The 22,607-nt window shown below is 58.4% G+C and carries 22 protein-coding genes and 1 pseudogene; 11 read left to right on the top strand and 12 right to left on the bottom strand.

Translation table 11 applies throughout. The annotated features are described in order from the left end of the window. Positions 1-15: 15 nt before the first annotated feature. The 6 genes from ACR0JB_RS03045 to glmM all read left to right on the top strand — a co-directional run bounded on the left by ACR0JB_RS03045 (position 16) and on the right by glmM (position 8,248). A complete protein-coding gene (locus ACR0JB_RS03045; protein WP_170393580.1) occupies positions 16-2,577 on the top strand; it encodes a putative PEP-binding protein in 2,562 nt (853 codons plus the stop codon). A gap of 186 nt (positions 2,578-2,763) precedes the next feature. After that, positions 2,764-3,405 carry a cell wall hydrolase gene (locus tag ACR0JB_RS03050; protein ID WP_170393583.1) on the top strand — a complete coding sequence of 214 codons (642 nt, stop codon included), beginning with the start codon at positions 2,764-2,766 and terminating at the stop codon, positions 3,403-3,405. A gap of 73 nt (positions 3,406-3,478) precedes the next feature. After that, positions 3,479-4,852 (top strand): multicopper oxidase family protein, encoded by a 1,374-nt coding sequence (locus tag ACR0JB_RS03055; RefSeq protein WP_170393585.1) that lies wholly within the window; start codon positions 3,479-3,481, stop codon positions 4,850-4,852. 102 nt (positions 4,853-4,954) lie between these two features. Continuing rightward, positions 4,955-5,875 carry a dihydroneopterin aldolase gene (locus ACR0JB_RS03060; RefSeq protein ID WP_170357874.1) on the top strand — a complete coding sequence of 307 codons (921 nt, stop codon included), beginning with the start codon at positions 4,955-4,957 and terminating at the stop codon, positions 5,873-5,875. After that, positions 5,872-6,870, top strand: a complete 999-nt coding sequence (gene folP, locus ACR0JB_RS03065; protein ID WP_170504971.1) for a dihydropteroate synthase — start codon at positions 5,872-5,874, stop codon at positions 6,868-6,870. The genes ACR0JB_RS03060 and folP overlap by 4 nt, the downstream gene beginning before the upstream one ends. Positions 6,871-6,904: 34 nt before the next feature. Beyond that, positions 6,905-8,248, top strand: coding sequence for a phosphoglucosamine mutase (glmM, locus tag ACR0JB_RS03070; protein WP_480644928.1), 1,344 nt, complete (start codon positions 6,905-6,907; stop codon positions 8,246-8,248). Here the strand turns inward: glmM and ACR0JB_RS03075 are convergent. Together ACR0JB_RS03075 and ilvC are read right to left on the bottom strand one after the other, a co-directional pair. Continuing rightward, positions 8,245-9,147, bottom strand: a complete 903-nt coding sequence (locus tag ACR0JB_RS03075) for a DMT family transporter (protein WP_170393589.1) — start codon at positions 9,145-9,147, stop codon at positions 8,245-8,247. The two genes, glmM and ACR0JB_RS03075, sit on opposite strands and share 4 nt — an antisense overlap. 78 nt (positions 9,148-9,225) lie before the next feature. Next, positions 9,226-10,287, bottom strand: coding sequence for a ketol-acid reductoisomerase (gene ilvC / locus ACR0JB_RS03080; protein ID WP_480789795.1), 1,062 nt, complete (start codon positions 10,285-10,287; stop codon positions 9,226-9,228). A gap of 92 nt (positions 10,288-10,379) precedes the next feature. Between ilvC and ACR0JB_RS03085 the strand changes: the two genes are divergently transcribed. Next, complete coding sequence (locus tag ACR0JB_RS03085) at positions 10,380-10,835, top strand: Lrp/AsnC family transcriptional regulator (RefSeq protein ID WP_170348339.1); 456 nt, start codon at positions 10,380-10,382, stop codon at positions 10,833-10,835. Further along, a complete protein-coding gene (locus ACR0JB_RS03090; protein WP_170374819.1) occupies positions 10,832-11,290 on the top strand; it encodes an Lrp/AsnC family transcriptional regulator in 459 nt (152 codons plus the stop codon). The genes ACR0JB_RS03085 and ACR0JB_RS03090 overlap by 4 nt, the downstream gene beginning before the upstream one ends. A gap of 6 nt (positions 11,291-11,296) precedes the next feature. Here ACR0JB_RS03090 and ACR0JB_RS03095 read toward each other — a convergent pair whose 3' ends face one another. Continuing rightward, a complete protein-coding gene (locus tag ACR0JB_RS03095) occupies positions 11,297-11,998 on the bottom strand; it encodes a GntR family transcriptional regulator (protein WP_480789671.1) in 702 nt (233 codons plus the stop codon). Between the two features lie 233 nt (positions 11,999-12,231). Here ACR0JB_RS03095 and ACR0JB_RS03100 point away from each other — a divergent pair, with 233 nt between their 5' ends. Then, positions 12,232-13,359: an aminotransferase class V-fold PLP-dependent enzyme gene (locus ACR0JB_RS03100; protein ID WP_480789672.1), complete on the top strand. Its 1,128-nt coding sequence runs from the start codon at positions 12,232-12,234 to the stop codon at positions 13,357-13,359. 10 nt (positions 13,360-13,369) lie between these two features. Here the strand turns inward: ACR0JB_RS03100 and ACR0JB_RS03105 are convergent, their stop codons facing one another. From ACR0JB_RS03105 to ACR0JB_RS03115, 3 genes are all read right to left on the bottom strand, one after another. Then, positions 13,370-14,566, bottom strand: coding sequence for a UbiH/UbiF family hydroxylase (locus ACR0JB_RS03105; RefSeq protein ID WP_170393597.1), 1,197 nt, complete (start codon positions 14,564-14,566; stop codon positions 13,370-13,372). Positions 14,567-14,642: 76 nt separating this feature from the next. After that, complete coding sequence (locus tag ACR0JB_RS03110) at positions 14,643-14,891, bottom strand: hypothetical protein (protein ID WP_170348344.1); 249 nt, start codon at positions 14,889-14,891, stop codon at positions 14,643-14,645. A gap of 86 nt (positions 14,892-14,977) precedes the next feature. Further along, positions 14,978-15,622: a pyrimidine 5'-nucleotidase gene (locus tag ACR0JB_RS03115; protein WP_170357894.1), complete on the bottom strand. Its 645-nt coding sequence runs from the start codon at positions 15,620-15,622 to the stop codon at positions 14,978-14,980. A gap of 100 nt (positions 15,623-15,722) precedes the next feature. On the opposite strand from ACR0JB_RS03115, the gene ACR0JB_RS03120 reads away from it, so the two are divergent. Then, a complete protein-coding gene (locus tag ACR0JB_RS03120) occupies positions 15,723-16,370 on the top strand; it encodes a GntR family transcriptional regulator (protein WP_170348346.1) in 648 nt (215 codons plus the stop codon). Here the strand turns inward: ACR0JB_RS03120 and ACR0JB_RS03125 are convergent, their stop codons facing one another. After that, the gene (locus tag ACR0JB_RS03125; protein WP_170393599.1) at positions 16,371-18,248 is read right to left on the bottom strand and encodes a glycosyltransferase; all 1,878 of its coding nucleotides are present in this window, start codon (positions 18,246-18,248) and stop codon (positions 16,371-16,373) included. A gap of 84 nt (positions 18,249-18,332) precedes the next feature. Then, positions 18,333-19,499 carry a glutamine-hydrolyzing carbamoyl-phosphate synthase small subunit gene (gene carA, locus ACR0JB_RS03130; RefSeq protein WP_480789673.1) on the bottom strand — a complete coding sequence of 389 codons (1,167 nt, stop codon included), beginning with the start codon at positions 19,497-19,499 and terminating at the stop codon, positions 18,333-18,335. Between the two features lie 183 nt (positions 19,500-19,682). Here carA and ACR0JB_RS03135 point away from each other — a divergent pair, with 183 nt between their 5' ends. Beyond that, positions 19,683-20,168, top strand: a complete 486-nt coding sequence (locus ACR0JB_RS03135; RefSeq protein ID WP_170348349.1) for a GatB/YqeY domain-containing protein — start codon at positions 19,683-19,685, stop codon at positions 20,166-20,168. Positions 20,169-20,193: 25 nt separating this feature from the next. Here ACR0JB_RS03135 and ACR0JB_RS03140 read toward each other — a convergent pair whose 3' ends face one another. The 4 genes and pseudogenes from ACR0JB_RS03140 to ACR0JB_RS03155 form a co-directional block, all read right to left on the bottom strand. Continuing rightward, on the bottom strand, positions 20,194-20,685 hold the full coding sequence (locus ACR0JB_RS03140; protein WP_170374822.1) for a DUF2244 domain-containing protein: 492 nt from the start codon (positions 20,683-20,685) through the stop codon (positions 20,194-20,196). 44 nt (positions 20,686-20,729) lie between these two features. Then, the gene (locus ACR0JB_RS03145) at positions 20,730-21,329 is read right to left on the bottom strand and encodes a 2-hydroxychromene-2-carboxylate isomerase (RefSeq protein WP_170348351.1); all 600 of its coding nucleotides are present in this window, start codon (positions 21,327-21,329) and stop codon (positions 20,730-20,732) included. A 105-nt stretch (positions 21,330-21,434) separates the two neighbouring features. Further along, a complete protein-coding gene (locus tag ACR0JB_RS03150) occupies positions 21,435-21,845 on the bottom strand; it encodes a bestrophin family protein (protein ID WP_170393601.1) in 411 nt (136 codons plus the stop codon). A gap of 25 nt (positions 21,846-21,870) precedes the next feature. Then, a pseudogene (locus ACR0JB_RS03155) lies at positions 21,871-22,518 on the bottom strand (bestrophin family protein); the annotation flags it as partial. Between the last annotated feature and the right edge of the window lie 89 nt (positions 22,519-22,607).

The raw sequence follows: 22,607 nt of genomic DNA on the forward strand, positions 1-22,607 counted from the left end.
AGGGCTTATGCTGCGGTGAAACCAAAAGGTGCTGCAGTGCAGAATAATCCGCATACCACTCTGATAACGACCGAAGCGCCCGTGGCCGCCAATACACACGGCGGGCGAGCGAAATGTCTGCAACGTCTAGTCCGTTTGGACCTTCCGGTGCCGCGAACGGTGGCGCTGTCCTTTGACGCGGTACATCGGATTGCCGAAGGGCAGGTGCCGGATATCGCCGCAGTTCTGGAGCAGTTTGAACAGACGGCGTTGCTGTGCGTCCGGCCCAGCTCTGAAGACCCCGATTGGGGTGGCCCCGGTGCGATCTTGAATATCGGTATGAACGACGCGCGCTACGTGGACCTGTCGGATTCGATGGGCGCCGAGGCCGCCGCCGCGCTGTACCTGCGCTTTGTTCAAAGCTACGCAATTCATGTGGCCCGTTTGGACGCGGATGTTTTCGACGATATCAGCGCGGATGGCAGCGAAGGGCTGAGCCAATCCTTGCGCGCTTATGAGGATGAAACGGACGAGGCATTTCCCCAAGACCGGGGCGAGCAGCTGATTGCCGTCCTTCGGTCGATGGCACGGGCGTGGGATGGAACCTCGGCCCGGTTGCTGCGACAGGCCAAGGGGGCGCCGGCGGATGCCGGGTTGGGCTTGGTCATTCAGGAAATGATCCCCGGCGTGGGGCAGGGTGAGTGCGGCTCGGGTGTGTTGCAACTGATTGATCCTGCAACTGGGTTACCGCAAATCACCGGTCGTTATCTCAGTCAAAGCCAAGGCCGCGATGCGCTGGGTGCGGATGTGGCAGCGCTGTATCTGGAAAAGGACCCGCGCGGGAAATCACTGGAAGAGGTTGCACCCAAGGCATTTGCCGAACTCAAGGCCCACGCAGCCTTGATGCGCGCCAAGCTGCGCGAGGAAATGCAGGTCGAGTTCGTGATCGAGAATGGTCATGTGCATATTCTGGACGGTGTACGTGTACAGCGCAGCGCTCGGGCGGCGATGCGGATTGCCGTTCGCCTGGCCGAAGACGGCATCATACCGCCGCAAGAGGCGGTGATGCGAGTCGATCCGCATTCCCTGAACGAGATGTTGCACCGTCAGGTCCACCCCGAGGCAGAACGGGATGTACTGACCACCGGTATTGCCGCCAGCCCTGGGGCTGCAACGGGCAAGATCGTGTTCACCGCCGCCGAGGCGCAGGCCAGTGCCGCGCGCGGCGAGCCGTGTATTCTGATACGCCGTGAAACCTCGCCCGAAGATGTGCGCGGGATGCATGCGGCGGTCGCCGTACTGACCGAAAAGGGCGGTATGACGAGCCACGCCGCCGTGATTGGGCGCGGTTTGGGCTTGCCCTGTATCGTTGGTGCGTCCGAGATGCGGTTCCAGACCAAGAAAAGGCTGCTGTCTGCCCCCGATGGGCGGGTGTTCAAGACGGGCGACGTTTTAACGATCGACGGGTCCTCGGGGCAGGTTCTGGCCGGACAGCCCGCGATGCTTGAGGCGGCTTTGGACGATTGTTTTCAAACGCTTATGGGCTGGGCGGATGATGAACGCGACATCGCCATCCGCGCCAACGCGGATACACCGGCCGACGCACAGACTGCACGGAACTTTCTGGCGCAGGGGATCGGCCTGTGTCGGACCGAGCATATGTTCTTTGATCCCGGTCGCCTGATCGTGATGCGCGAGATGATCTTTGCGCAAACTTCATCGGGTCGCGCGGCGGTTTTGGAGCGTCTGCTGCCCATGCAGCGCGAGGATTTCGTTCAGCTGTTCCGTATCATGGAAGGTCAGCCCGTCTGTATCCGCCTGTTCGACCCGCCTTTGCACGAATTTTTGCCGACCACACGCAGTGGACAGCGCGAGCTGGCCGAGGCGCTGGATTTGCCTGTGTCGGATGTCGAACGGCGTGTTGCGGCGATGACTGAATATAACCCGATGCTGGGTCTTCGCGGCGTGCGTCTGGGTGTGACTGTGCCCGAAATCTACGACATGCAGGCCCGCGCCATTTTTGAGGCGACGCTTGAGGCCAGCAAGGACGGCGCGCCTGTCGTTCCCGAGGTGATGATCCCGTTGGTTTCGGCCAAGCGCGAAGTTGAGCTGGTCAAATCCCGCATCGATACGGTCGCGGCCTCGGTTGCAACCGAACAAGGGCAAGAGTTCGAATACCGCCTGGGTGTCATGGTAGAAACGCCTCGGGCTTGTCTGCGAGCGGATGAAATTGCACCTCAGACCGCGTTCTTGAGTTTTGGTACCAACGACCTGACACAAATGACCTATGGCCTGTCCCGCGACGATGCCGGCCGGTTCATGTCTGACTATGTTCGTCAGGGCGTTTTTGTCGAGGACCCGTTCCATGTGCTTGACCCCGACGGGGTCGGAGAATTGCTGAAACTCGGCGCGGAACGTGGACGTCAGGCCCAGCCGGATGTTACCCTTTCTGTATGCGGTGAGCATGGCGGCAACCCCGAATCAATAGCCATCTGCCGCGATCTGGGATTTGACTATGTGTCATGCTCTCCGTTCCGGGTGCCTGTCGCTCGGCTGGCTTCCGCTCAGCTGGCGATTTCGTCCAGACTTGGGGGTTGACATAGGCTGTTTGCCCTAGGATTAGTGCTTTTTAAGCAACCTTGTGGCAGAATTAATTTTCGCCACGGGCGATTTTCCACTTGCGTTTTCTTCTGATCTGGACGTCTGCGTCGGACTGCGCTAAATGCCTCGTCGCGCCCGCCGGGGGAGGGTACGGCGCGATATGTGCCTGTGCGAGGTTATCTGATGCTACGATACATACTGGCTGCTGCCACGTTGGCGGCAACCATGCTGCCAAGTGTGTCTTTCGCTGAAAAGAAAGCCACCGATACTGCCGAACGCGAACTTGTCACCCGGACCGAAGTGCCTGGGCAGAATTTTCGCGACTATCTGACTCTGTTCAAGCCCCGAAAAGAGCTTGAGCCTCAAAAAATGTCGTACTCGAAGGATTGGCTGGACCAACAGCCCAAGGCAACCGGGGACGAAAATTTTAAGTGTCTAGCTGAGGCGCTGTACTTTGAAGCACGTGGTGAAAGCGTGCGCGGACAGTTTGCCGTGGCCGAGGTTATCCTGAATCGCGTGGACAGTGGCCGGTTCCCGGACTCGCTGTGCGGCGTGATCAAGCAGGGAACCGGTAAGAAATACCAGTGCCAGTTCACTTACACCTGTGATGGCCAAAAGGAAGTGATCCGCGAAAAGAAGGCGTATGAGCGCGTAGCTAAAGTTGCGCGTGTGGCCATCGACGGTGTCACCAAAGAACTGACCGAAGGTGCCACACACTATCACACCACGGCGGTTCGTCCGTCCTGGTCGCGCGTGTATAAAGAAACCGCGCGGATCGGAGTTCATATTTTCTACAGGCATAATTATCGAACAGCGAGCAACTGATTGACGCACCCGCGCTGGAACCTTGCTGGCGCGGGGCGTTTTATAACCTATGTTGCGGGCCAGGAGGCCCGCAATGACGTTTACACGCAGACAATTTCTGCAATCAGCAGCCGCACTGGCGGTACTGCCAGACTCGGCCCGCGCATCAAGCTCTGATCTGATCGCACAGACCGCGATGCAGCAGATCGCCCCGAATGGTTTTCCCAAAACGCCTGTTTGGTCCTATGGCGGTGGTGTACCTGGTGCCGAAATCCGTTTGCCTCAGGGCGCGCGGGTTCAGCGCAGGTTGGTGAACGAGCTGCCTCAGCCAACAACAGTGCACTGGCATGGCATCCGGATCGACAACGCGATGGACGGTGTGCCGGGCCTGACGCAAGATGTGATCGCACCGGGCGAGGGGTTCGATTATGACTTTGTCGTCCCGGACGCGGGAACCTATTGGTATCACGCGCATAACCGCTCGGTCGAGCAGGTGGCGCGCGGCTTATACGGCCCGCTGATCGTTGAAGAGGCTACAGGGCCAGATGTCGACCAAGACCTGACACTGATGCTGGACGATTGGCGACTGGACCCAGACACCGGACATATCGTTGAGGATTTCGACAACGGTCATGATCAAAGCCATGCCGGGCGGTTGGGGAACTTGATCTCGGTCAACGGCCAGTTTGATCCTGTTTTTCCCGCGCGCCGCCACGAGCGTTTGCGCCTGCGGCTGATCAATGCCTCTAACGCGCGAATCTACGATCTGGCTCTGGATGGGGTGGCAGGATGGATCGTTGCGCTGGACGGAATGCCCCTTGAAAGCCCGTTAGAGGTTGAGGACGGTTTTCCACTCGCCCCGGCTCAACGCGCGGACTTGATTGTGGACGTAACAGCGGAATCTGACACCGTCGCCGGGCTGATCAGTCGCGAGCGGGACGGGGGCTTTGGTCTGGTGCGGTTCCCGGTTTCCGGTAATTCGGCAACGACTGCCCGGTCAGGCGTTGTGCCCTTGCCCCCGAATCCATTGGCACAGGTGGTGTTGGACGGCGCCCCGGTTCATCGGATGACGTTGCAGGGTGGTGCGATGCGGTGGCTGGAATCCGCGCAGCTTGGCGACACGCAGCTTTCTGGCCGCGAATTGGCGCAATTGGGCCGGTTCTGGGCTTTGAACGGGTATGCTGAACGCCCGTTGGACCCTTTTCTGGATGCGCCGCGCGGTAGTACCCACCGGATCGAGTTCGTCAACGAAACCGCTTTTCCGCATGCTATGCACCTACATGGGCACCATTTTCGGCTAATCCTGCCCGACGGCAGCCTTGGCCCATGGCGCGATACGGTGCTGGTGGAGCGCGGACAAACCCGTGAAATCGCCCTTGTGGCCGACAATCCGGGCGACTGGTTGCTGCATTGCCATATGCTGGGGCACGCCGCATCCGGGATGATGAGCTGGTTTCGCGTAACCTGACGCCGCAATCAACGACTAGAATGGCGTTTGTTGCGATGCTATATGCGCGCGCATCCTATAAATTTGGTAGACTAGTTTACCAAGCCCGAAAAGGTTCGCCGAATGAGCTCTGAAATCCGCCTTGCCTTTGCGCACCCGTCTGAACGGTCAGAAGCGACCGCGACGCGCGGCCCGCTGGATCGCATCTCGCTCAGGGATCATACCGTTGAAGTTGAGATCGGTGCCTTTCAGGCCGAACGTGGCACCACACAGCGTATCTGCTTCAACATTGTTGTAGAGGTTCGGCCGCTGACCGATCCGATTGACGATGATGTTGATCGCATTCTGTCATACGACCGAGTGACCGAGGCGATTGCCCATGAGCTGGCCGCTGAACGTCTGAACCTGCTTGAGACGTTGGCGGATCGCGTGGCAGAGCGCATTTTGCTTGAACCTCAGGCTGTAAGAGCTTTTGTTCGCATCGAAAAACTTGACCGAGGTCCGGGCGCGCTGGGTGTCGAAATCGTGCGCGGCAAGGACACGCTCCATCACGATGTGGTCGAAGAAGAACGCCCCCATCCGCGGTTGGTATTCCTGTCGAACGAGGCCATTTCATCCGCCAACCTGACGGGATGGATTGATCAGTTGGAGAACCGTCAGCGCCCGCTGATCCTGTGTGTTGGCGCATCGGAACTGACGCTGCCACAGACTGGTCACGCGATGACCCAACGCCGGATTGATCTGCTGGCTATCGAGCAAAACGCCTGGGTTCTGGCCGCACGGGATCATCGCTGTGTGGTGGTGTCGACGCGGACGGAATTGGATTGGGCAATGAAGAATGGGCAGATTTGTGTCTGGGCCCCATCAAAGATTGTGCTGGATGCGGTTGATGGCCCTTCGGCGGCGCCTTCGGACGCTGTTGCCCTGGCGGCCTGGTTTGCGGCCACTTTTGAAGCCAGCGAAATGATGGTGATCGGCGGTGCCTTGCCGAACGCTCCAAAGACGCCTCTGCGCGCTATTCCAGTGGATCAGGCGCAACTGTGACTGCGTATTTTCGACCGCTGGTGCAGCACGGGGCTGCACGCCCGGACGGGGCGGTTTCTCTTGCCGGGCAGGAATTGTGGTTCACACATGCAGAACGGCTGTCCCGCACGGATGCGCCGACGATTGTCACGGCGCGGGATATTCCAGCCGATGCACTGAACCGTCTGACGCGCCCACGCGCAGAGATTGCTGGTGTGGCGATTGATCGCCCACAGATCATGGGAATTCTCAACGCCACGCCCGATAGCTTCTCGGACGGCGGGGTGCACAACTCGGTTGAAACGGCAGTGTCCGCTGCTGAGCGGATGGTGGAGCATGGTGCCAGTATTCTGGATATCGGCGGTGAATCGACCCGACCGGGGGCTACCTATGTGCCAGAGGATGAGGAAATCGCCCGGACGCAACCCCTGATCGAAGCCATTCGCGCCAAGACGAGCGCCCTGATTTCCATCGATACCCGCAAGGCCAGCGTGGCGCGGGCTGCGTGGACGACGGGTGCGGGGCTGATCAATGACGTATCGGGCTTTACCTTTGATCCGCAGCTCGCGCCGTTCTGCGCCGAGGTTAACGCGCCTGTCTGTGTGATGCATATGCAGGGCGATCCAACTGTGATGCAGGACGATCCGCAATATGATGACGTGTCGCTGGACGTTTATGATTTCCTTGAAGGTCAGGTTGAAAAGCTGGAGCAGATTGGGCTGAGCCGCGATCAGATATTGGTCGATCCGGGTATCGGGTTCGGTAAAACCCAGACGCATAATTTGACATTGTTGAAAAATCTTAGCCTTTTCCATGGCTTGGGATGCCCGGTTCTGCTGGGCGTCTCGCGCAAGGGCTTTATCGGGCAAATCGGGCAAGAGCCGCGCAAGGATGCCCGCGCGCCGGGATCAATCGCTGTAGCACTGGCCGGATTGTCGCAAGGCATGCAGATCGTGCGTGTTCATGACGTGGCTCAAACCGCTCAGGCCTTGCGTCTGTGGGCCGCCGTCCGGTAATCCCGTCCTAGACGAGTAACTACGGAGTTAGACAATGCGCAAGCTGTTCGGAACCGATGGGGTGCGGGGCACCGCCAATACTCATCCGATTACGGCCGAAATGGCCTTGCGCATTGGGGCTGCCGTGGGGCGGTATTTCCGTCGCGATCGATCCGGTGCGCACCGGGTGGTGATCGGCAAGGATACGCGCTTGTCCGGGTATATGCTGGAAAACGCGCTGACTGCTGGGTTGACCTCGACAGGGATGAACGTGCTGCTGTTGGGTCCTGTACCGACACCGGCGGTAGGGTTGATGACCCGCTCGATGCGCGCGGATCTGGGGGTGATGATTTCGGCCAGTCACAACCCGGCTGAGGATAACGGTATCAAGTTCTTTGGCCCCGACGGGTACAAGCTGTCCGATCAGGCTGAGCTGGAGATTGAACGTCTGATCGAAGAGGGTGTCAAACCGGCGCAAGCACAGAACATTGGCCGTGCCCGGCGGGTGGATGATGCGCGGTTCCGATATGGTGAGCGGGTAAAATCCTCGCTGTCCCGCGATCTGCGTCTGGACGGGCTGAAAGTAGTGGTCGATTGCGCCAACGGCGCGGCCCACCGCACGGCGCCCGAGGTTTTGTGGGAGCTTGGGGCAGATGTCATTCCGGTCGGAATCGCGCCAAACGGTAAGAATATCAACCTGAATTGCGGCTCGACCAAACCTCAGCTGGCGGCCGAGACGGTTGTCGCGCACGGCGCGGATGTGGGTATCTGTCTGGACGGTGACGCCGACCGCGTGGTGATGGTTGACGAAAACGGGCAGGTGGCTGACGGAGATCAGCTAATGGCGTTGCTGGCGACCTGTTGGGCCAAGGCGGATCGTCTTGAAGGCGGCGCGCTGGTTGCGACGGTCATGTCGAATCTTGGGTTGGAACGGCACCTTGCCGCGCAAGGGCTGCGTCTGGAACGAACAGCCGTTGGTGACCGCTATGTCGTCGAAAGGATGCGCGAAGGCGGGTTCAACTTGGGCGGTGAGCAGTCAGGCCACATCGTCATGAGCGATTATGCCACCACCGGTGACGGCCTAATGGCCGGTCTGCATTTCCTGGCCGAGATGGTGCATTCAGGTCGCAAGGCGTCCGAGCTGTCGGTACAATTTGAAACCGTTCCACAACTGCTTAAAAACGTGCGTTACGGCGAGGGGCAAACCCCACTGGAAACCAGCGCCGTGAAAGCGGCCATTGCAGATGCCGAGGCGCGCCTGAACGGGCAAGGCCGGCTGCTGATCCGCAAGTCGGGGACGGAACCCCTGATCCGCGTGATGGCAGAATGCGAGGATGATGTCCTGTTGACACAAGTCGTCGACGGTATCGTGGCCGAGGTCGAGGCGGTCGCCGGTTAACGCCCGATCAGCATCTTTCGCAGGCTGAACCACTGACTGATGGCCAGCCCGGTCAAAATCATGGTCAGCGCGATGTAAAAGCGCAGGGGAAGGGCCTCGGACAATATCCAGGCACCGAAAACCATCGACCAGATTGGCACTTGATAGTTGACCAGCGTCAGAAAGACGGACCCGGCGCTGCGAATGATTGACACGCGCAGCAAGGTGGCAAAGGCGGTCGGTAACAAACCTAGCGCTACAATGGCTAGACCGGGGCGTGTTCCTTCCCAGCGTGGCAAGCCCTCGGTCACCAGCATGATCGGCAACAAAAGAACAGCGCCAACCACCAACGACAGCGCTGCCAGCACTACTGGGTCAATCGGCGGGCAGCGCCGTGTGAAGATAGACGCGCAGGAGTAACACAAAGCCGCGCCGATGCAGGCCAGCTGCGCCAACGGCTCAGCCCCTTGCCCGATCTGCGCCAAACCCGGCCCGATCAACACCAATGCACCGCAAAATCCCAGTGAGACTCCAAGGAACCTGCGGGCATTCAGCGGCTCGTCTGAAAAGAAATGGGCCAATGGCAGAACCATCAGCGGAATTGCCGCCATCGACAGCCCGGCAAAGGCCGAGGCCACATATTGCTGCCCCCAGCTGAGCAACATGAAGGGCAGGGCGGTAGACAGCAGACCGATAATGGCGATGAACCCCCACAAGTTCAGATCGCCCGTCGGCAGCTTGCGACCGGCCAACGCCATCATCCCAAGTAATGTCACGGCACCCAGCGTCGTGCGCGCCGAAGCGACTGTCACTGGCCCGTATCCCTCAAGCGCCATTGCGACGACCATGAACGTGCCGCCCCATATGAGGCCTAAAGCGATCACGCCGCTCCAATCGCGGGATGTGGGTTGATCAACCATGTTGCGCCTTGGGGTCAAAAGCGGTTGTGACGAAAAAGGGCGGCCGATTGGCCGCCCCTTCGATTAGAACATTCAGGATCAGTTCTTTTCCTGATCTACCAGCTTGCCAGCAGAAATCCACGGCATCATGTCGCGCAGTTTCTTGCCAACTTGCTCGATCTGATGCTCGTCATTGTGGCGGCGGGACGCTTTGATGGTTGGCTGACCAACTGCGTTTTCCAGCATGAAGTCACGCACAAACTTACCGGTTTGGATGTCCGACAGGGTCTCTTTCATCGCCTTCTTGGTCTGCTCATAGGGCAGAATGCGCGGGCCGGTGACGTACTGGCCATATTCCGCAGTGTTCGAGATCGAGTAATCCATGTTGGCGATGCCGCCTTCATAGATCAGATCAACGATCAGCTTGGTCTCGTGCAGACATTCGAAATAGGCCATTTCAGGCGCATAGCCCGCTTCGACCAGAGTCTCAAAACCGCAGCGGATCAGCTCAACGATACCGCCGCACAGAACGGCCTGCTCGCCGAACAGGTCGGTTTCGCACTCTTCGCGGAAGTTGGTCTCAATGATGCCCGAACGGCCGCCACCGATGGCGGAGCAATAGGACAGGCCGATTTCCAGCGCCTTGCCGGTTGCGTCGCTATCCACGGCCACCAGGCAGGGTACGCCGCCGCCTTTGACGTATTCGCCACGCACGGTGTGGCCGGGGCCTTTGGGGGCCATCATGATGACGTCGACACCTTCTTTCGGCTCGATCAGGCCAAAGTGGACGTTCAGGCCGTGGGCAAAGGCAATGGCCGAGCCCGGCTTGATGTTGTCATGCACGTATTTCTTGTAGGTTTCGGCCTGCAGTTCGTCGGGCATGGTGAACATGATGACGTCACACCAGGCCGCCGCTTCGGCGATGCCCATGACGGTCAGGCCTTCGGCTTCTGCTTTCTTGGCGGATGCCGACCCTTCGCGCAGAGCGACAACCAGGTTCTTGGCGCCCGAGTCGCGCAGGTTCAGCGCATGAGCGTGACCTTGCGAGCCATAGCCCAGGATCGCTACTTTTTTGTCTTTGATCAGGTTGATATCGCAATCGCGATCGTAATAGACGCGCATGTTTTCGGTCCTTTCATATGCGGTTGCTGCGGTTCTAATAGGGTCCAAAGCTATTGGCGAGCGCTTTACAATCGACTATTGAAGCGAAATGCGAAAATTTATGCGCGGTATCTGACTTAACCGGAAAAATCATGTTGGATGATATGGACAGGCGCATTCTGCGTCACTTACAGGCCGAACCGACCCTGACCATGGCCGAATTGGCCGAGCGTTGCGGGATCAGTCAGGGAGTGTGCTGGCGCCGGGTTGAAAAGATGCAGGCCTCGGGTGTCATTCTGGGGCAAGAGGTTGTCATTGATTGGCCGGCGATGGGATATGCGGTCGAGGTTTCACTGCGCGTGACGCTGGACAAAACCCAGCCGCGCGCGTTTGACGAATTCACTGTTGCCGCGCGGAGTGTTTCCGAAGTTATTGAAATTCAGACGTTTTTGGGGCGTGTGGACGTGAGGCTGTCGGTGATTGCACGCGACATGACGCACTATCAGCAAATCTATCGCGATCGTATTCTTACCCTGCCGCACATAGCCGATATCGAAGCGCTGATGCATATCGCGCGGGTCAAGCGGAACGAGGTGTTGCCGGTATGATCGAACTGGACGAAACCGACCGGACCATCCTGCGTGCGCTGGTACAGGATGCCACGCAAAGCGCCGGGGCGTTGGGGCGCAAGCTGGGGTTGTCCCAACCGGCAACCTGGCGGCGCATCCGCCGGCTGGAATCAGCAGGGGTCATCAAGGGCCGTCGCCTGCGTCTGAATGCCGAGGCATTGGGGTTCGGCGTGACCGTGTTTCTGGGCGTCAAACTGGCGCGCAAGGGACAAGTCAGCCTTGAAGACTTTGAGCGCGCCGTCAGCGCCATCCCCGAGGTGCAGACGGTCGAACATGTGTTGGGTCTTTACGACTATCGCCTGAGGGTAGTTGCACGTGATCTGTCCGATTTCGAACGGGTGCTGCGACGGCGGATCATGACCTTACCCGGCGCGGGTGAGGTCGAGGCAAACGTATTGCTGAGCGAAGAGCGCTTGCCCGGCCCAATCGGCTAAACCGGGTCAATATTTGGTACGGATGCAATAGCCGGGGTGATGCGTCATCCGGGCAAAGGTCATCGGAACACCATCTTTCCAAGTAGTGCGTTCCAATTGAATCATCGACGTTCCAGCAGTGGTGCCCATGAATTCTGCCAGTCTCCCGTCGGCGGAAATTGCGCAGAATGCAACCTCAGCCTCGGTAAAGGGGGCAACGTTCAGCAGCCACTCGTGGGGGCCCCGCGTGTTGAGATCCGCATGCTCAACGTCAGGTACTGTGTCGATGTTGATCCAGCGCTCCTCTAGCTGAAAGGGGCGGTTGTCCGCATAGTGCATGCAGATCACATGCAGCACCCGCGCGTCGGGCGAAACGCTGAGTTGCGAGGCCAGCCAACCGGGGCTGGATACGACATTCCGTTCAACAAGTGCATAGCGATAGATTGAGTTTTGATTCTCAACCGATTGACGGGCCAGAGAAAACTCCAGCTTGGCGTGTTTGCTGGGCTCCTTTTTTACCCGCGTGCCGCTTTTGCGTTTGCGTTCTACGAACCCTTGCTCGGAAAGCTCGCGCAGGGCGCGGTTTACCGTTGCACGCGCGCAATTGAATTCTTCAGCAAGCTGCGTTTCTGTCGGCAGCAGAGATCCTTGTGGCCAAATCCGGCTTTCAATTCGCCGCTTAACTTCGTCACGTACGACCTGAAAACTGATCCGCTTTTGAGCAGTCACGAGAAGCAATACCTTTCTTGTACAAAGTGTATGTATCTGTTCAGAAACACCTCTGGGTGTAAAGGGGTGGTGACACTATTTGGCGTCAACGAGTTGTTCAATTAGAGCTTTTCGTGGTTAATTTTTTGTTAGGATTTTGACTTCCGTTGCGTCAATTATCAGCACGAGACTGGGGCTGTACCATTCTCGAAAAAGGCCTCAAAATTCTGAAGGACAGTTTGAAAGGACACATCATGCCCGCGCTTTTGGAAAGTATCGACCCGAACGGGCTCGAAGAGTTTTCGGTTGTTTTTACGGATCGGTCGCTGAACCACATGTCAGCCCGGTTTCAGACTGTCATGCGCGATATTTCGTCCATCTTGTGTGATGTTTACAACGCTGATGGCGTTGCGGTGATCCCTGGTGGCGGTACTTATGGGATGGAAGCTGTGGCGCGCCAATTCGCGCGTAACGCCAATGTTCTGGTCGTGCGCAACGGGTGGTTTTCTTATCGTTGGAGCCAGATAATCGAATCTGCGGATTTGACGGCATCGGCGACCGTACTCAAGGCGCGGCAAACCGGCAACTCCAGCCCATCCCCATTTGCGCCGGCACCGATTGAAGAGGTGGTGTCAACAATTCGCGAGCAACGCCCCGATGTCGTATTTGCACCGCATGTGGAAACATCCGCAGGCCTCATATTGCCGAATGATTACGTGACAGCCATGGCGGAGGCCGCGCATGAGGTTGGCGCATTGATGGTGCTGGATTGCATCGCTTCGGGCTGTGCCTGGATTGATATGAAGGCCACCGGCGTGGATGTCCTGATTTCGGCCCCTCAGAAAGGGTGGAGCGCCTCGCCTTGCGCCGGTCTGGTCATGCTGTCCGAACGGGCCGAAGCGCGACTGGAGGAGACAACGTCTGACAGTTTCGCTGTGGATTTGAAGAAATGGCGGCAGATTATGCAGGCGTATGAGAACGGGGGGCACGCGTATCACGCGACCATGCCAACCGACGCGCTGCAAGCGTTCCGGGACACCATGGTCGAGACCCGTGATTACGGTTTTGAAAAGTTGCGGGACGCTCAGTGGGCCTTGGGCAACGGGGTGCGGGCGATGCTGAAAGACAAAGGGCTGATCTCGGTCGCGGCAGACGGGTTCGGCGCGCCGGGGGTTGTGGTCACTTACACGTCGGACCCCGAAGTTCAGAATGGCAAGAAATTTGCCGCTTTGGGTATGCAGATCGCGGCAGGTGTTCCGCTGCAATGTGATGAGCCCGAAGGGTTCAGCACGTTCCGGTTGGGTCTGTTCGGGTTGGACAAGCTTTATGACGTTGATGGCACAATCGCGCGGCTCAAGCGTGTGCTGGATCAGGTTCTTTGATTGCGGAGCCTCAGCGTACGCCGAGGCCCATCTGCATCAATGTCTTTCGTACGGGCGGTAGGGAATAGAGCGCGCTCAACCCCATCGCCCGTGCATCCCGCAGTGGACGCGCCTCGATCATCGAGGCGCGGTTCAGCAGGTCGATACCTTTGACGCGCATCTCGATTTCGGTGTGGCGGGCCTTGTGATAAGCGTCCAACATCTGAGCATCGCCCAGACCCTCGGGTCGTGCTTGTGCCAGATCCAGCAAGGTACGCAGATCACCCAGTGACATGTTCAATCCCTGCGCGCCGATGGGGGGCACCACATGGGCAGCCTCGGCCATTAGGGCAACCCTTTCGCCCGCCAGCCGTTCTGCCGACTGGCTGATGATCGGCCAGATCGTCCGGCGCGAGGCCAGTTTCAGCGGCCCGAACAACCCGCAAGAGCGTTCGGTCATCAGCGTCTCGAACGCCTCGGGGTCGGTGTTTAGCAATTCAACCACCCTTGGGCCGCGCTCCATCCACACAATCGCCGATGAGGGCTGTCCTTGCCAGTCGGGCAGGGGGACCAGAGTGAACGGCCCGCCGGAACGGTGAATCTCGGTCGAGACATTGTCGTGCGGAATCGGATGTGTGACCGCAAAGGCCAGTGCTTTTTGGCCATACCGGGTGGTGTGGACGCTGATTCCCGCGGCCTCGCGCATCGGGGAATTGCGCCCGTCTGCGGCGATCACCAGCTTGCAGCGTATACGGCTGCCATCGCTCAGCCCCACACGGGCTTCGGCGGTGCGCGTAAACAGGCTGACGGTACCGGTGCCGGGGCGGAAATCGACATTGGGAAGTTCGGCCAGGCGGGTCACCATCTCGCGCCGCAGCAACCAGTTGGGCAGGTTCCAACCAAAGGGTTGGTCCGAAATATCGGCAGCGTTGAAATCGCGCACTACGCGCGGTTCGGGAACGTCGCCTCCTGCATCCACGATTCGCATGATCTGAAGGGGTGCCGCGTATTCGTCCAGCCGTTGCCACAGCCCGCATTGCGCCAACAACCCATGCGCAGGTTGCAAAAAGGCGGTGGTCCGCAGGTCGGATCCGTCCACATCTCGTTCGGTAATCGGTGGCGCGGGGTCGACGCAAACCACGTCGAACCCGGCAGTTCCAAAGACCGCCGCAGCGGTCAGTCCGGCGATTCCTCCGCCAGAAATCAGGATATCACAGCTGTCAGTCATGGCCTTGGTCTCCGAGTCTTGGGCAGAACCTAGTTCGGTTCCAAGGCCGGTGCCAAGTGACATCCTGTCCCGTGTGTCAGCCGCGCGAGATCAGGATGAGCAAGATGAACATCATCGGCACCATCATGACGGCCGGGATGTATAGCCCTGGCAGACCGAAGAGCAGCGCCGAACATCCCCACATGCTGAAAATGGCGGCTGCCGTGTAATACCAATCCTCGGCCGTTCCGTTGGCGGCATCGCGGGCCAGCCAGCCGAAAACGGGGATTGCAAACAACAGGCGCTGCCAAATAGGCAGGCGCCGAGGCATCTCGATCGCGCTCATGGGGTCTCCGATTCTGTTCGTCGCTGAGGCGCATATAGGATCGATTTTGCACCTGCAGAATGTGCAGATCGTCGCAGTGTGACAGCCTATCGCAGGCGGGCCAGAAAGGCGGTCAAATCGTTTGTGTGATGGTGGATATGGTCCGCCTCGTGCGGCTCGGGCGCGACGTGGACGGTGCGCATTCCCATTGCATGCGGGGCGGCCAGATTGCGCGGGTCATCCTCGAACATGGCGGCCTGCGCAGCATCGATTCCGTCTTGCGCAAAGATCGCCTCAAACGCTGCCTGTTCGGGCTTGGGGCGATAACCGGCGTGTTCGACCCCGTAGATCGCATCGAACAGACCGTTGAGGCCGCGTGCCTCAAGTACACGTTCTGCATAGGGCGCGCTGCCGTTGGTATACACGATCCGACGACCGGGCAGGGATTGGATGTGATCGGCCAGTTCGGCATCGGGGTCCATGTGGCTCATGTCGACCTGATGGACGGCGTGCAGATAGGGATCGGGGTCCAGATCATGCTCGGCCATCAGCCCAGCCAGCGTGGTTCCGTATTGCCGCCAGTAATGTGAGCGCAGCCGATCCGCTTCGGCCCGGTCAACGCCGATAGCCTGTACCACGTAATCCGTCATCAACACCTCGATCTGATCGAACAGGCGCATATGCGGCGGGTAGAGCGTGTTGTCGAGGTCGAACACCCATTGGGTGACGTGAGCAAAAGCTGGTTTGACCATGGGGTTTGTTTAGGCCGCAAAGGCACGGTTTTCAATGCTGCTCTTGATCCACAGGGCAAGTGACGGATAGACATATCCGAACGAGGAGACAAACCACCATATGCCCCAGTCCAGACAGCCGTCCAAAGACGCCTATAGCCTAATTCTCGAAGCGATCGACGTAGGCGTTTACAAGCCTGGCGACCGTCTGGTCGAAAGCGAGCTTGCCGAACGGTTCGGTGTATCGCGCACACCTATTCGCGAAGCTCTGCAGCGACTTGAAACGCAATCCCTCTTGGAGCGGGACGGGCGGTCACTGATCGTGGCCTCGCTGAACCACAACCAGATGGCCGAGTTGTACGTCGTACGACGCGAGTTGGAAGGGTTAGCGGCCAAGCTGGCCGCAAAGCACGCCACCGAAGAAGAAATCAAAGTGCTGCAGGAAATGGTGACCGAGGATGACGCGCTGGTCGACGACCCTCAGGCTTTGTCTCGGGCGAACCGCCGGTTTCACGAGCAGATACATCTGGCCTCGCACAACCGCTATCTGGTGCAGCAGCTGGATCTTGTGCATCGCACCATGGCGCTGATGGCCACGACGTCGCTGGCGGTGCAAGGGCGCGGTGAGATTGCGCAGAGCGAACATAAGGGAATTGTCGAAGCCATCGCTGCGCGCGACGAAGAGGCCGCGGCACGCGCGCTCAAGGATCACATTTCTGTGGCGTTCATGACGCGGCTGAAACAGGACGCGGTTCTGCGCGAGAACTGATCACGCGGGCGGCAGGCTTTCTTCACTGGCCTGCCCATGTTGCGTTTTGTCCCAGAAGAACGGGTTCAGCACCAATTCCCATAAGGCTTTATAGGCCGCCAGAACACCCAATGGGAAATACAGCGGCATGGTCGGCACCCATGGCAATAGAAACCGTCTTTCACGCGCTGAAACGGCGATGGTGCCAACTGCAATATTGGTGATCTCGGCGCTTAGAAAAAGGCCGATCAGTGCTGCCAGAACGGCGTCAGAGAGAATAGGGTCTAATGGGCTGGCCAAACCAAAGCTTGTCAGCCAGAACAGCCACAGAACCGGTGCCAGCAGGAATTGCCCGACAGTTCCCAGGAAAAAGGCCTGCACGCCTAAAAACCGAAATAGCCCCAGATCTTGAAGCAGCCGCGTGGGGGCCCGCATGTGAACCAGGTAGGTCACCATGAACCCTTTTAGCCACCGTGATCTTTGTCGTACCCAGGGCCAGGCGCGGAAATTGGCCTCTTCATAGGTGGCGGTGTCCACCATTTCGGTGCGATAGCCCGCGCGCGAAAGGCGCACACCAAGATCGGCGTCCTCGGTGACGTTGTGGGCGTCCCAGCCGCCCAACTCCAACAGCTTGTCGCGGCGGAAAAAGAACGTGGTTCCGCCCAAGGGCACAACAAGCCCAAGCCGCGCGACGCCCTGAAGGACGACCCGAAACCAGCTGTTGTATTCAATGGTAAAACAGCGGGACCGCCAATTGGTGCGAGGGTTGTAGTAGTCCAATACGCCCTGCAAGCAGACAACATCTTCGTCCGCCTGCGCGAAATGGCGGACGACACGTTCGATCTGATCAGGCTGCGGCGCGTCCTCGGCATCCCAGACACCCAGAATATCGCCGCGGCAGAAATCCAGCGCATAGTTCATGGCGCGGGGTTTGGTGGTCAGACCGTTCAGCTCGGGCACTTCGACGGTTCTGATCCAACTGGGCAGAGCAACCTGGGCAAGAGTGGCGCGTGTTACCTCGTCGGCTTCCTCAAGCACCAGAATAATGTCCAGTAGCGCCTTGGGGTAAGTAAGCCGTTGCAACCGATGAATGAGCGCATCGGCGATTTCACGTTCCTTATAAAGCGGCACCATGATCGACACACAAGGCAACGCTTGTGGCGGGGCTGCTGGGTTTGCCTTGGGCCGGTGTTTTACCGAATGCCAGACAAAGGCCAGCAGCCCGGCAAGGCGCAGGCACAAAAACAGGACCAGGCTGATCACGGCGGCGGCGACCAGAACGGTCAGCCCTGTCATGGGGAAAGCAGCAAACAGCCCCGTAAGCCCTGTTAGGGCAAGGGCGGGTCCTATACGAGATTTCGGGGTCCATGATCGGCAGCTTTGATCCAGCTCCACGCGCGTCTCGGCCGATTGGGCAAGCGGAGAGGCGTAAATGCGCGCGATAGTGTTGTCGATCTGATCGGCAACGGCGAGTACCGGCATGACGGTGTAACCGGCATCCTCAAACCCGCTGCGCACGGCGGGGAACAGATCGGGTCGCGCAGTTGCCACAAGCAGGATTGGACCCAGGCGGCGCCAGGGAATGACGTTATGTTTCAGCCAGAATTCAACTGGTTTAAATTGACACAGTTCCAGGGGCGGGGGCGAACTGTTGAGATCGGCAATCTGTAGACCGGTTTGTTCGGACAGCGCGCAGAGAATATCCTGACGGGTGACCCAATCTTCGGCCACCAGAATTTCGCCCAGCGGTGCCTGTTGCCAGGATTGCAGAAACAACGCCTCGTCCAGTTGTAACCGGGTGATCAGACCTCGATCAATCAGACACGCCCCCAATGGCTTACGGTCTTGCGCAGGGATCGGTGCGGCACGCGCGAAATGCTGCAGGTTTAATTCGACCATAATGAAACAACCCTGACGCGGTTACCAGACGTCAGGGTTGCGCAATTTAGGTTAACACCAGGTTAACCATGATCGAACTGGCTATTATGCCTGTGCTTTCTGGGCTGCCATTGCCTCAGCAAAGCGTTCAAACAGATAATAACTGTCCTGTGGGCCGGGCGAGGCCTCGGGGTGGTGCTGTACCGAGTAAACCGGACGGTCGGTCATGCGGATACCGCAGTTTGACCCGTCAAACAGCGAGCGGTGCGTTTCCACCACGCCGTCGGGCAAGGATTGTGCATCAACCGCAAAGCCATGGTTCATCGAGGTGATCTCGACCTTGCCAGTGTCCATATCCTTGACCGGGTGGTTGGCGCCGTGGTGGCCGTGGTTCATCTTGACGGTCTGACCGCCAAGCGCCAGCGCCAGCATTTGGTGGCCAAGGCAGATGCCAAAGACCGGCAGTTCGGTGGTGTCCAGAACCTCTTTGATCATTGGTACGGCGTATTCGCCCGTTGCAGCAGGGTCGCCGGGGCCGTTGGACAGGAATACTCCGTCAGGATTGTGGGCCAGTACCTCGGCCGCTGTCGCGGTGGCGGGCAATACGGTTACATCGCATCCAGCCGACGCCAGGCAACGCAAGATGTTGCGCTTGGCACCGTAATCGATGGCGACAACCTTGTGCACGGGGGCTTCCTGACGGGTGTATCCGTCGGGCCAGGCCCAACGCATCTCATCCCAGCGATAGCTTTGGGCGCAGGTGACCTCTTTGGCCAAATCCATGCCTTCAAGCCCAGCAAAACCCCGCGCAGCGGCAATCAGCTCAGCGATGTCGAAATTGCCCTCGGGGTCATGGGCCAGCGCCACATGCGGCGCGCCTTGCTGCCGGATGGCGCGCGTCAGGCGGCGGGTGTCCACACCGCCGATAGCGATGCGGCCACGGCTGGCCAGCCAGGTCTTCAACTCTTCAGTTGCGCGCCAGTTGGACGCATCGGTCGGGTCCCATTTGACCACCATCCCGGCAGCAACTGGGTCTCCGGTTTCGTCATCCTCGGGGTTTACACCGACATTGCCGATATGGGGGAAAGTAAAGGTCACGATCTGACCGGCATAAGAGGGATCGGTCATGATCTCCTGATATCCGGTCATGGCAGTGTTAAAGCACAACTCGGCCACGGTTTGGCCGGTGGCACCGAAGCCCATCCCGTAGAACAATGTTCCGTCGGCCAAAGCCAGACATGCGGTGGGCTTGGACGGGGCGTTCTGGGCCATGGGGCGACTCTCCTGCTGGGTAAATCGGCGCATACCTAAGGGGGTTGTGGCGCTGGGTCAAGTCTGTTCAAAATTTGGGCTACTGTGGAAAATCAATTACTTAGCGATATTCACCCCCTGTTGTATCACGCTTTTTGTTTCGATATGGTCAGGGTTCCTTTTCCATGGGGATGGACAGAACATATGGATATGCGATCACGGGTGAACTCAGCCCTGAAGCAAGCAATGAAAGACAAGAATGCCGAGCGTCTGTCGACGCTGCGCTTGATCAATGCCGCAATCAAGGACCGCGATATTGCCTCGCGGGCTGCAGAAAACGAAGAGGCCAAGGGCTGCGGCGATACCGAGGTCCTTGAAATTCTTGGTAAAATGACCAAACAGCGCAAGGAAAGCGCGCGCGCCTATGAAGAAGGCGGAAGGCTGGATTTGGCCGAGCGCGAGTTGCGTGAGGTTGAAGTCATCGAGGAGTTTCTGCCCAAGCAATTGGACGATGACGAGGTTTCCAAGGCCATTCAAACGGCAATCACTGCGACAGGTGCGGGTTCGATCCGCGACATGGGCAAAGTGATGGGAGAACTTAAGACCCGGTACACCGGCCAGATGGATTTTGGCAAAGTCGGGCCGATGGTCAAAGATCAACTTTGCGCGGCAACAGGCGGCGGTTGCTGATCCTTCTTTCAGTCTGAAACGGCTTTTACTGCGCGACCGGTTCGCGCAGTTTTTGTATCAGGTCGTCGTATAGCGCGATGCGTTCTTCCTCGGACAGAAATGACCCGATTTCAACTTCGCGCCCATCTCCGGTCAGTGTCACGTAATTCGGGACAGGCCCACCGCGTTTATGCATTTCGGGGCGAGCCCAATAGCGGTTGCAGGTCCATTCTTGCTGACCGCTGCGCGGGTCATGGTGGACGAGGTGCGCCCGCGTGCCAGTCAGTGTCAGAATCTCGAACACGCTGCGCGCGCGATAGTTGGTCTGGATCGCAAGCCACAGTCCCAGAACGGTTATCAGCAGGAAAGGCAAAAGCCCCCAAAGGATGATCGACCCAAGCACTGCCAACAGCGGGATCAGTCCAAACAGAAACACGGACAGAATCACGATCATCGCCCCGCGTGGAGGCAGTGAATTATGCGGCCAGAGGCGCAATTCCTGTTCAGTTTCAGACGTTTTTGTCCATCGGTAGGGCATGGCTGAAATGTAGCGCAATGCTGTGGCGTTTCGAAGGGAAATGATTACGCAACGTGGCCAACACGCACCCAGGACAGCGCGTCGTCCAGTCGGTCATCTCCCCAGAAAACCTCGCCGCGGACGACAAGGCTGGGGGCGCCGAAAACACCCAGCTTGGCGGCCCGTTCGGTTTCCGCTTCAAGTGCGGCCACGGTATCAGGGCTGCGAGCGCGGGACAGTACCAGGCGCGGGTCCTGCTGGCATCTGTGCAGCGCTTCTGAGATCGCGGTTTCGCTACCGGCTTCGATGTTTTCTTCGAACCAAATGCGATACAGGGCCAACGTGAAATTCTTACCCCAGCCATCGCCCATACCCAGCAAGGCAACCTGATTGGCAAGCGCCAGGTCCGAGATCGGGTAGGGTACGGGCAGCTTGGCATGGATGTGATATTTTGCGGCCCGACGTTCGATATCGCGCCACATATATGCGGACTTCACAGGTTTACCTGCAAAGGGAATATTCTTCTGATCCGCCATGACCGTGCGTACGTTGAAGGGCCGCCAAGTTACGGCAACGTCATGTTCGTCGCACCAATCATCCAGCCGCATGATCGTTAGGAAGCTGTAGGTGCTGCCAATGGAATACCAAAAATCAATTTCGGGCATGTAATCACTCCGATCTCAGAGTTCCTTCACCTATCATACCCTAAAATGGTCGGAATTTCGAATTTTGCCTGAAACACGCGGTTCACCAGCGTGGTGGCACGTTGTTCAAAATAGGGCTTTTTCGACAGGTTGCGCGAGTTGGGGCGCAACACCGCAGCCCGTCGCCTGACGCATATCGATCTCGATTGTTCGGCACAGCGCCGAGATTGGCACGTCGGTGACATCCCTTTCGAACGGATCCTCCATCGAGGCACTGACGCGCTCGGTCACAAAGAAGATCCAGCAAACCAGCGCGCCGACAGGGGCAAAGGTCATCCAGTCGAACAGCACTGTTCTTATCATCGAAGCATCGGTGCCCACCATGATGGAACGTTCGTCGTTGAAGGCCAGAGGCAACAGGAAAATGAATATCCAGCTGAACAGGCGGCCGACCTCGGCAACCTGACGCGGGAATGGAGTGTTTTTGATCCGCTCGCACTGGCCTTGCGCCGTCGTAAACCGGGATAAGCGATCCATCAGCGACATGCCAGAAGGGGTCGATCTTTCCCTGTTGCGCCATGTCTGACAAACGACGGGCCTGCAGGTTGATAAGACAGGTCGCGCGGTTGGTCTTGTCCTCTAACAGCGGCAAATCCGCCTCAAGTTGACTGTTCCGCCAGCTTTCGGGATTTTGATGCAGGTCTTCGTGGCCTGATACGGGCTTGTGGCCGAACATCCATGGCCTGCGTTTGCGACCGGTAATTGCAGGTTGGCGCAGCTGATAGGCCAGCATGTTTATCCAGGCGATGTGCCGCTCGATCAGTTCATCGCGCAGGTCTTCTTCAATCACTGAGCCATTTGGTTGGACCAGGGTACTGATCGTATTGCCCCAGTCCCGGCTTGTATTGGCGATATCACCCCAAACCCCGCGGGCTTCGGTCCAGCGCCCATAGGTGGAAGTGTTCTTGAAGCCCAGAAAAAACGCCACTGCCAAACCCAACATCGCTACTGGTGGGCTGGGATTCGAAATCAGATCAATCGGCGTCAGTTCATCGACCACCTGAACCAGTAAAATCCAGGCCAGAACGATACCGATAAAACTGACCGAACCTTTGAGCAGTTTTCTGATCGAAATGCCATCATGAAGTATCATTGTTTGCGTGTATTCCGCCGGGGCGCCCGAATTCCTGTTTTTGAATACTATTCCCATGATGCTGGATGTGTCTATGCACGTGCCGGACAGGGTGCAGAGACCGGACACAAAAAAGCCCCGCTCAAGGCGGGGCTTTAATGGGTTTA

It is taken from the genome of Ruegeria sp. BI7 (genome assembly GCF_056537925.1).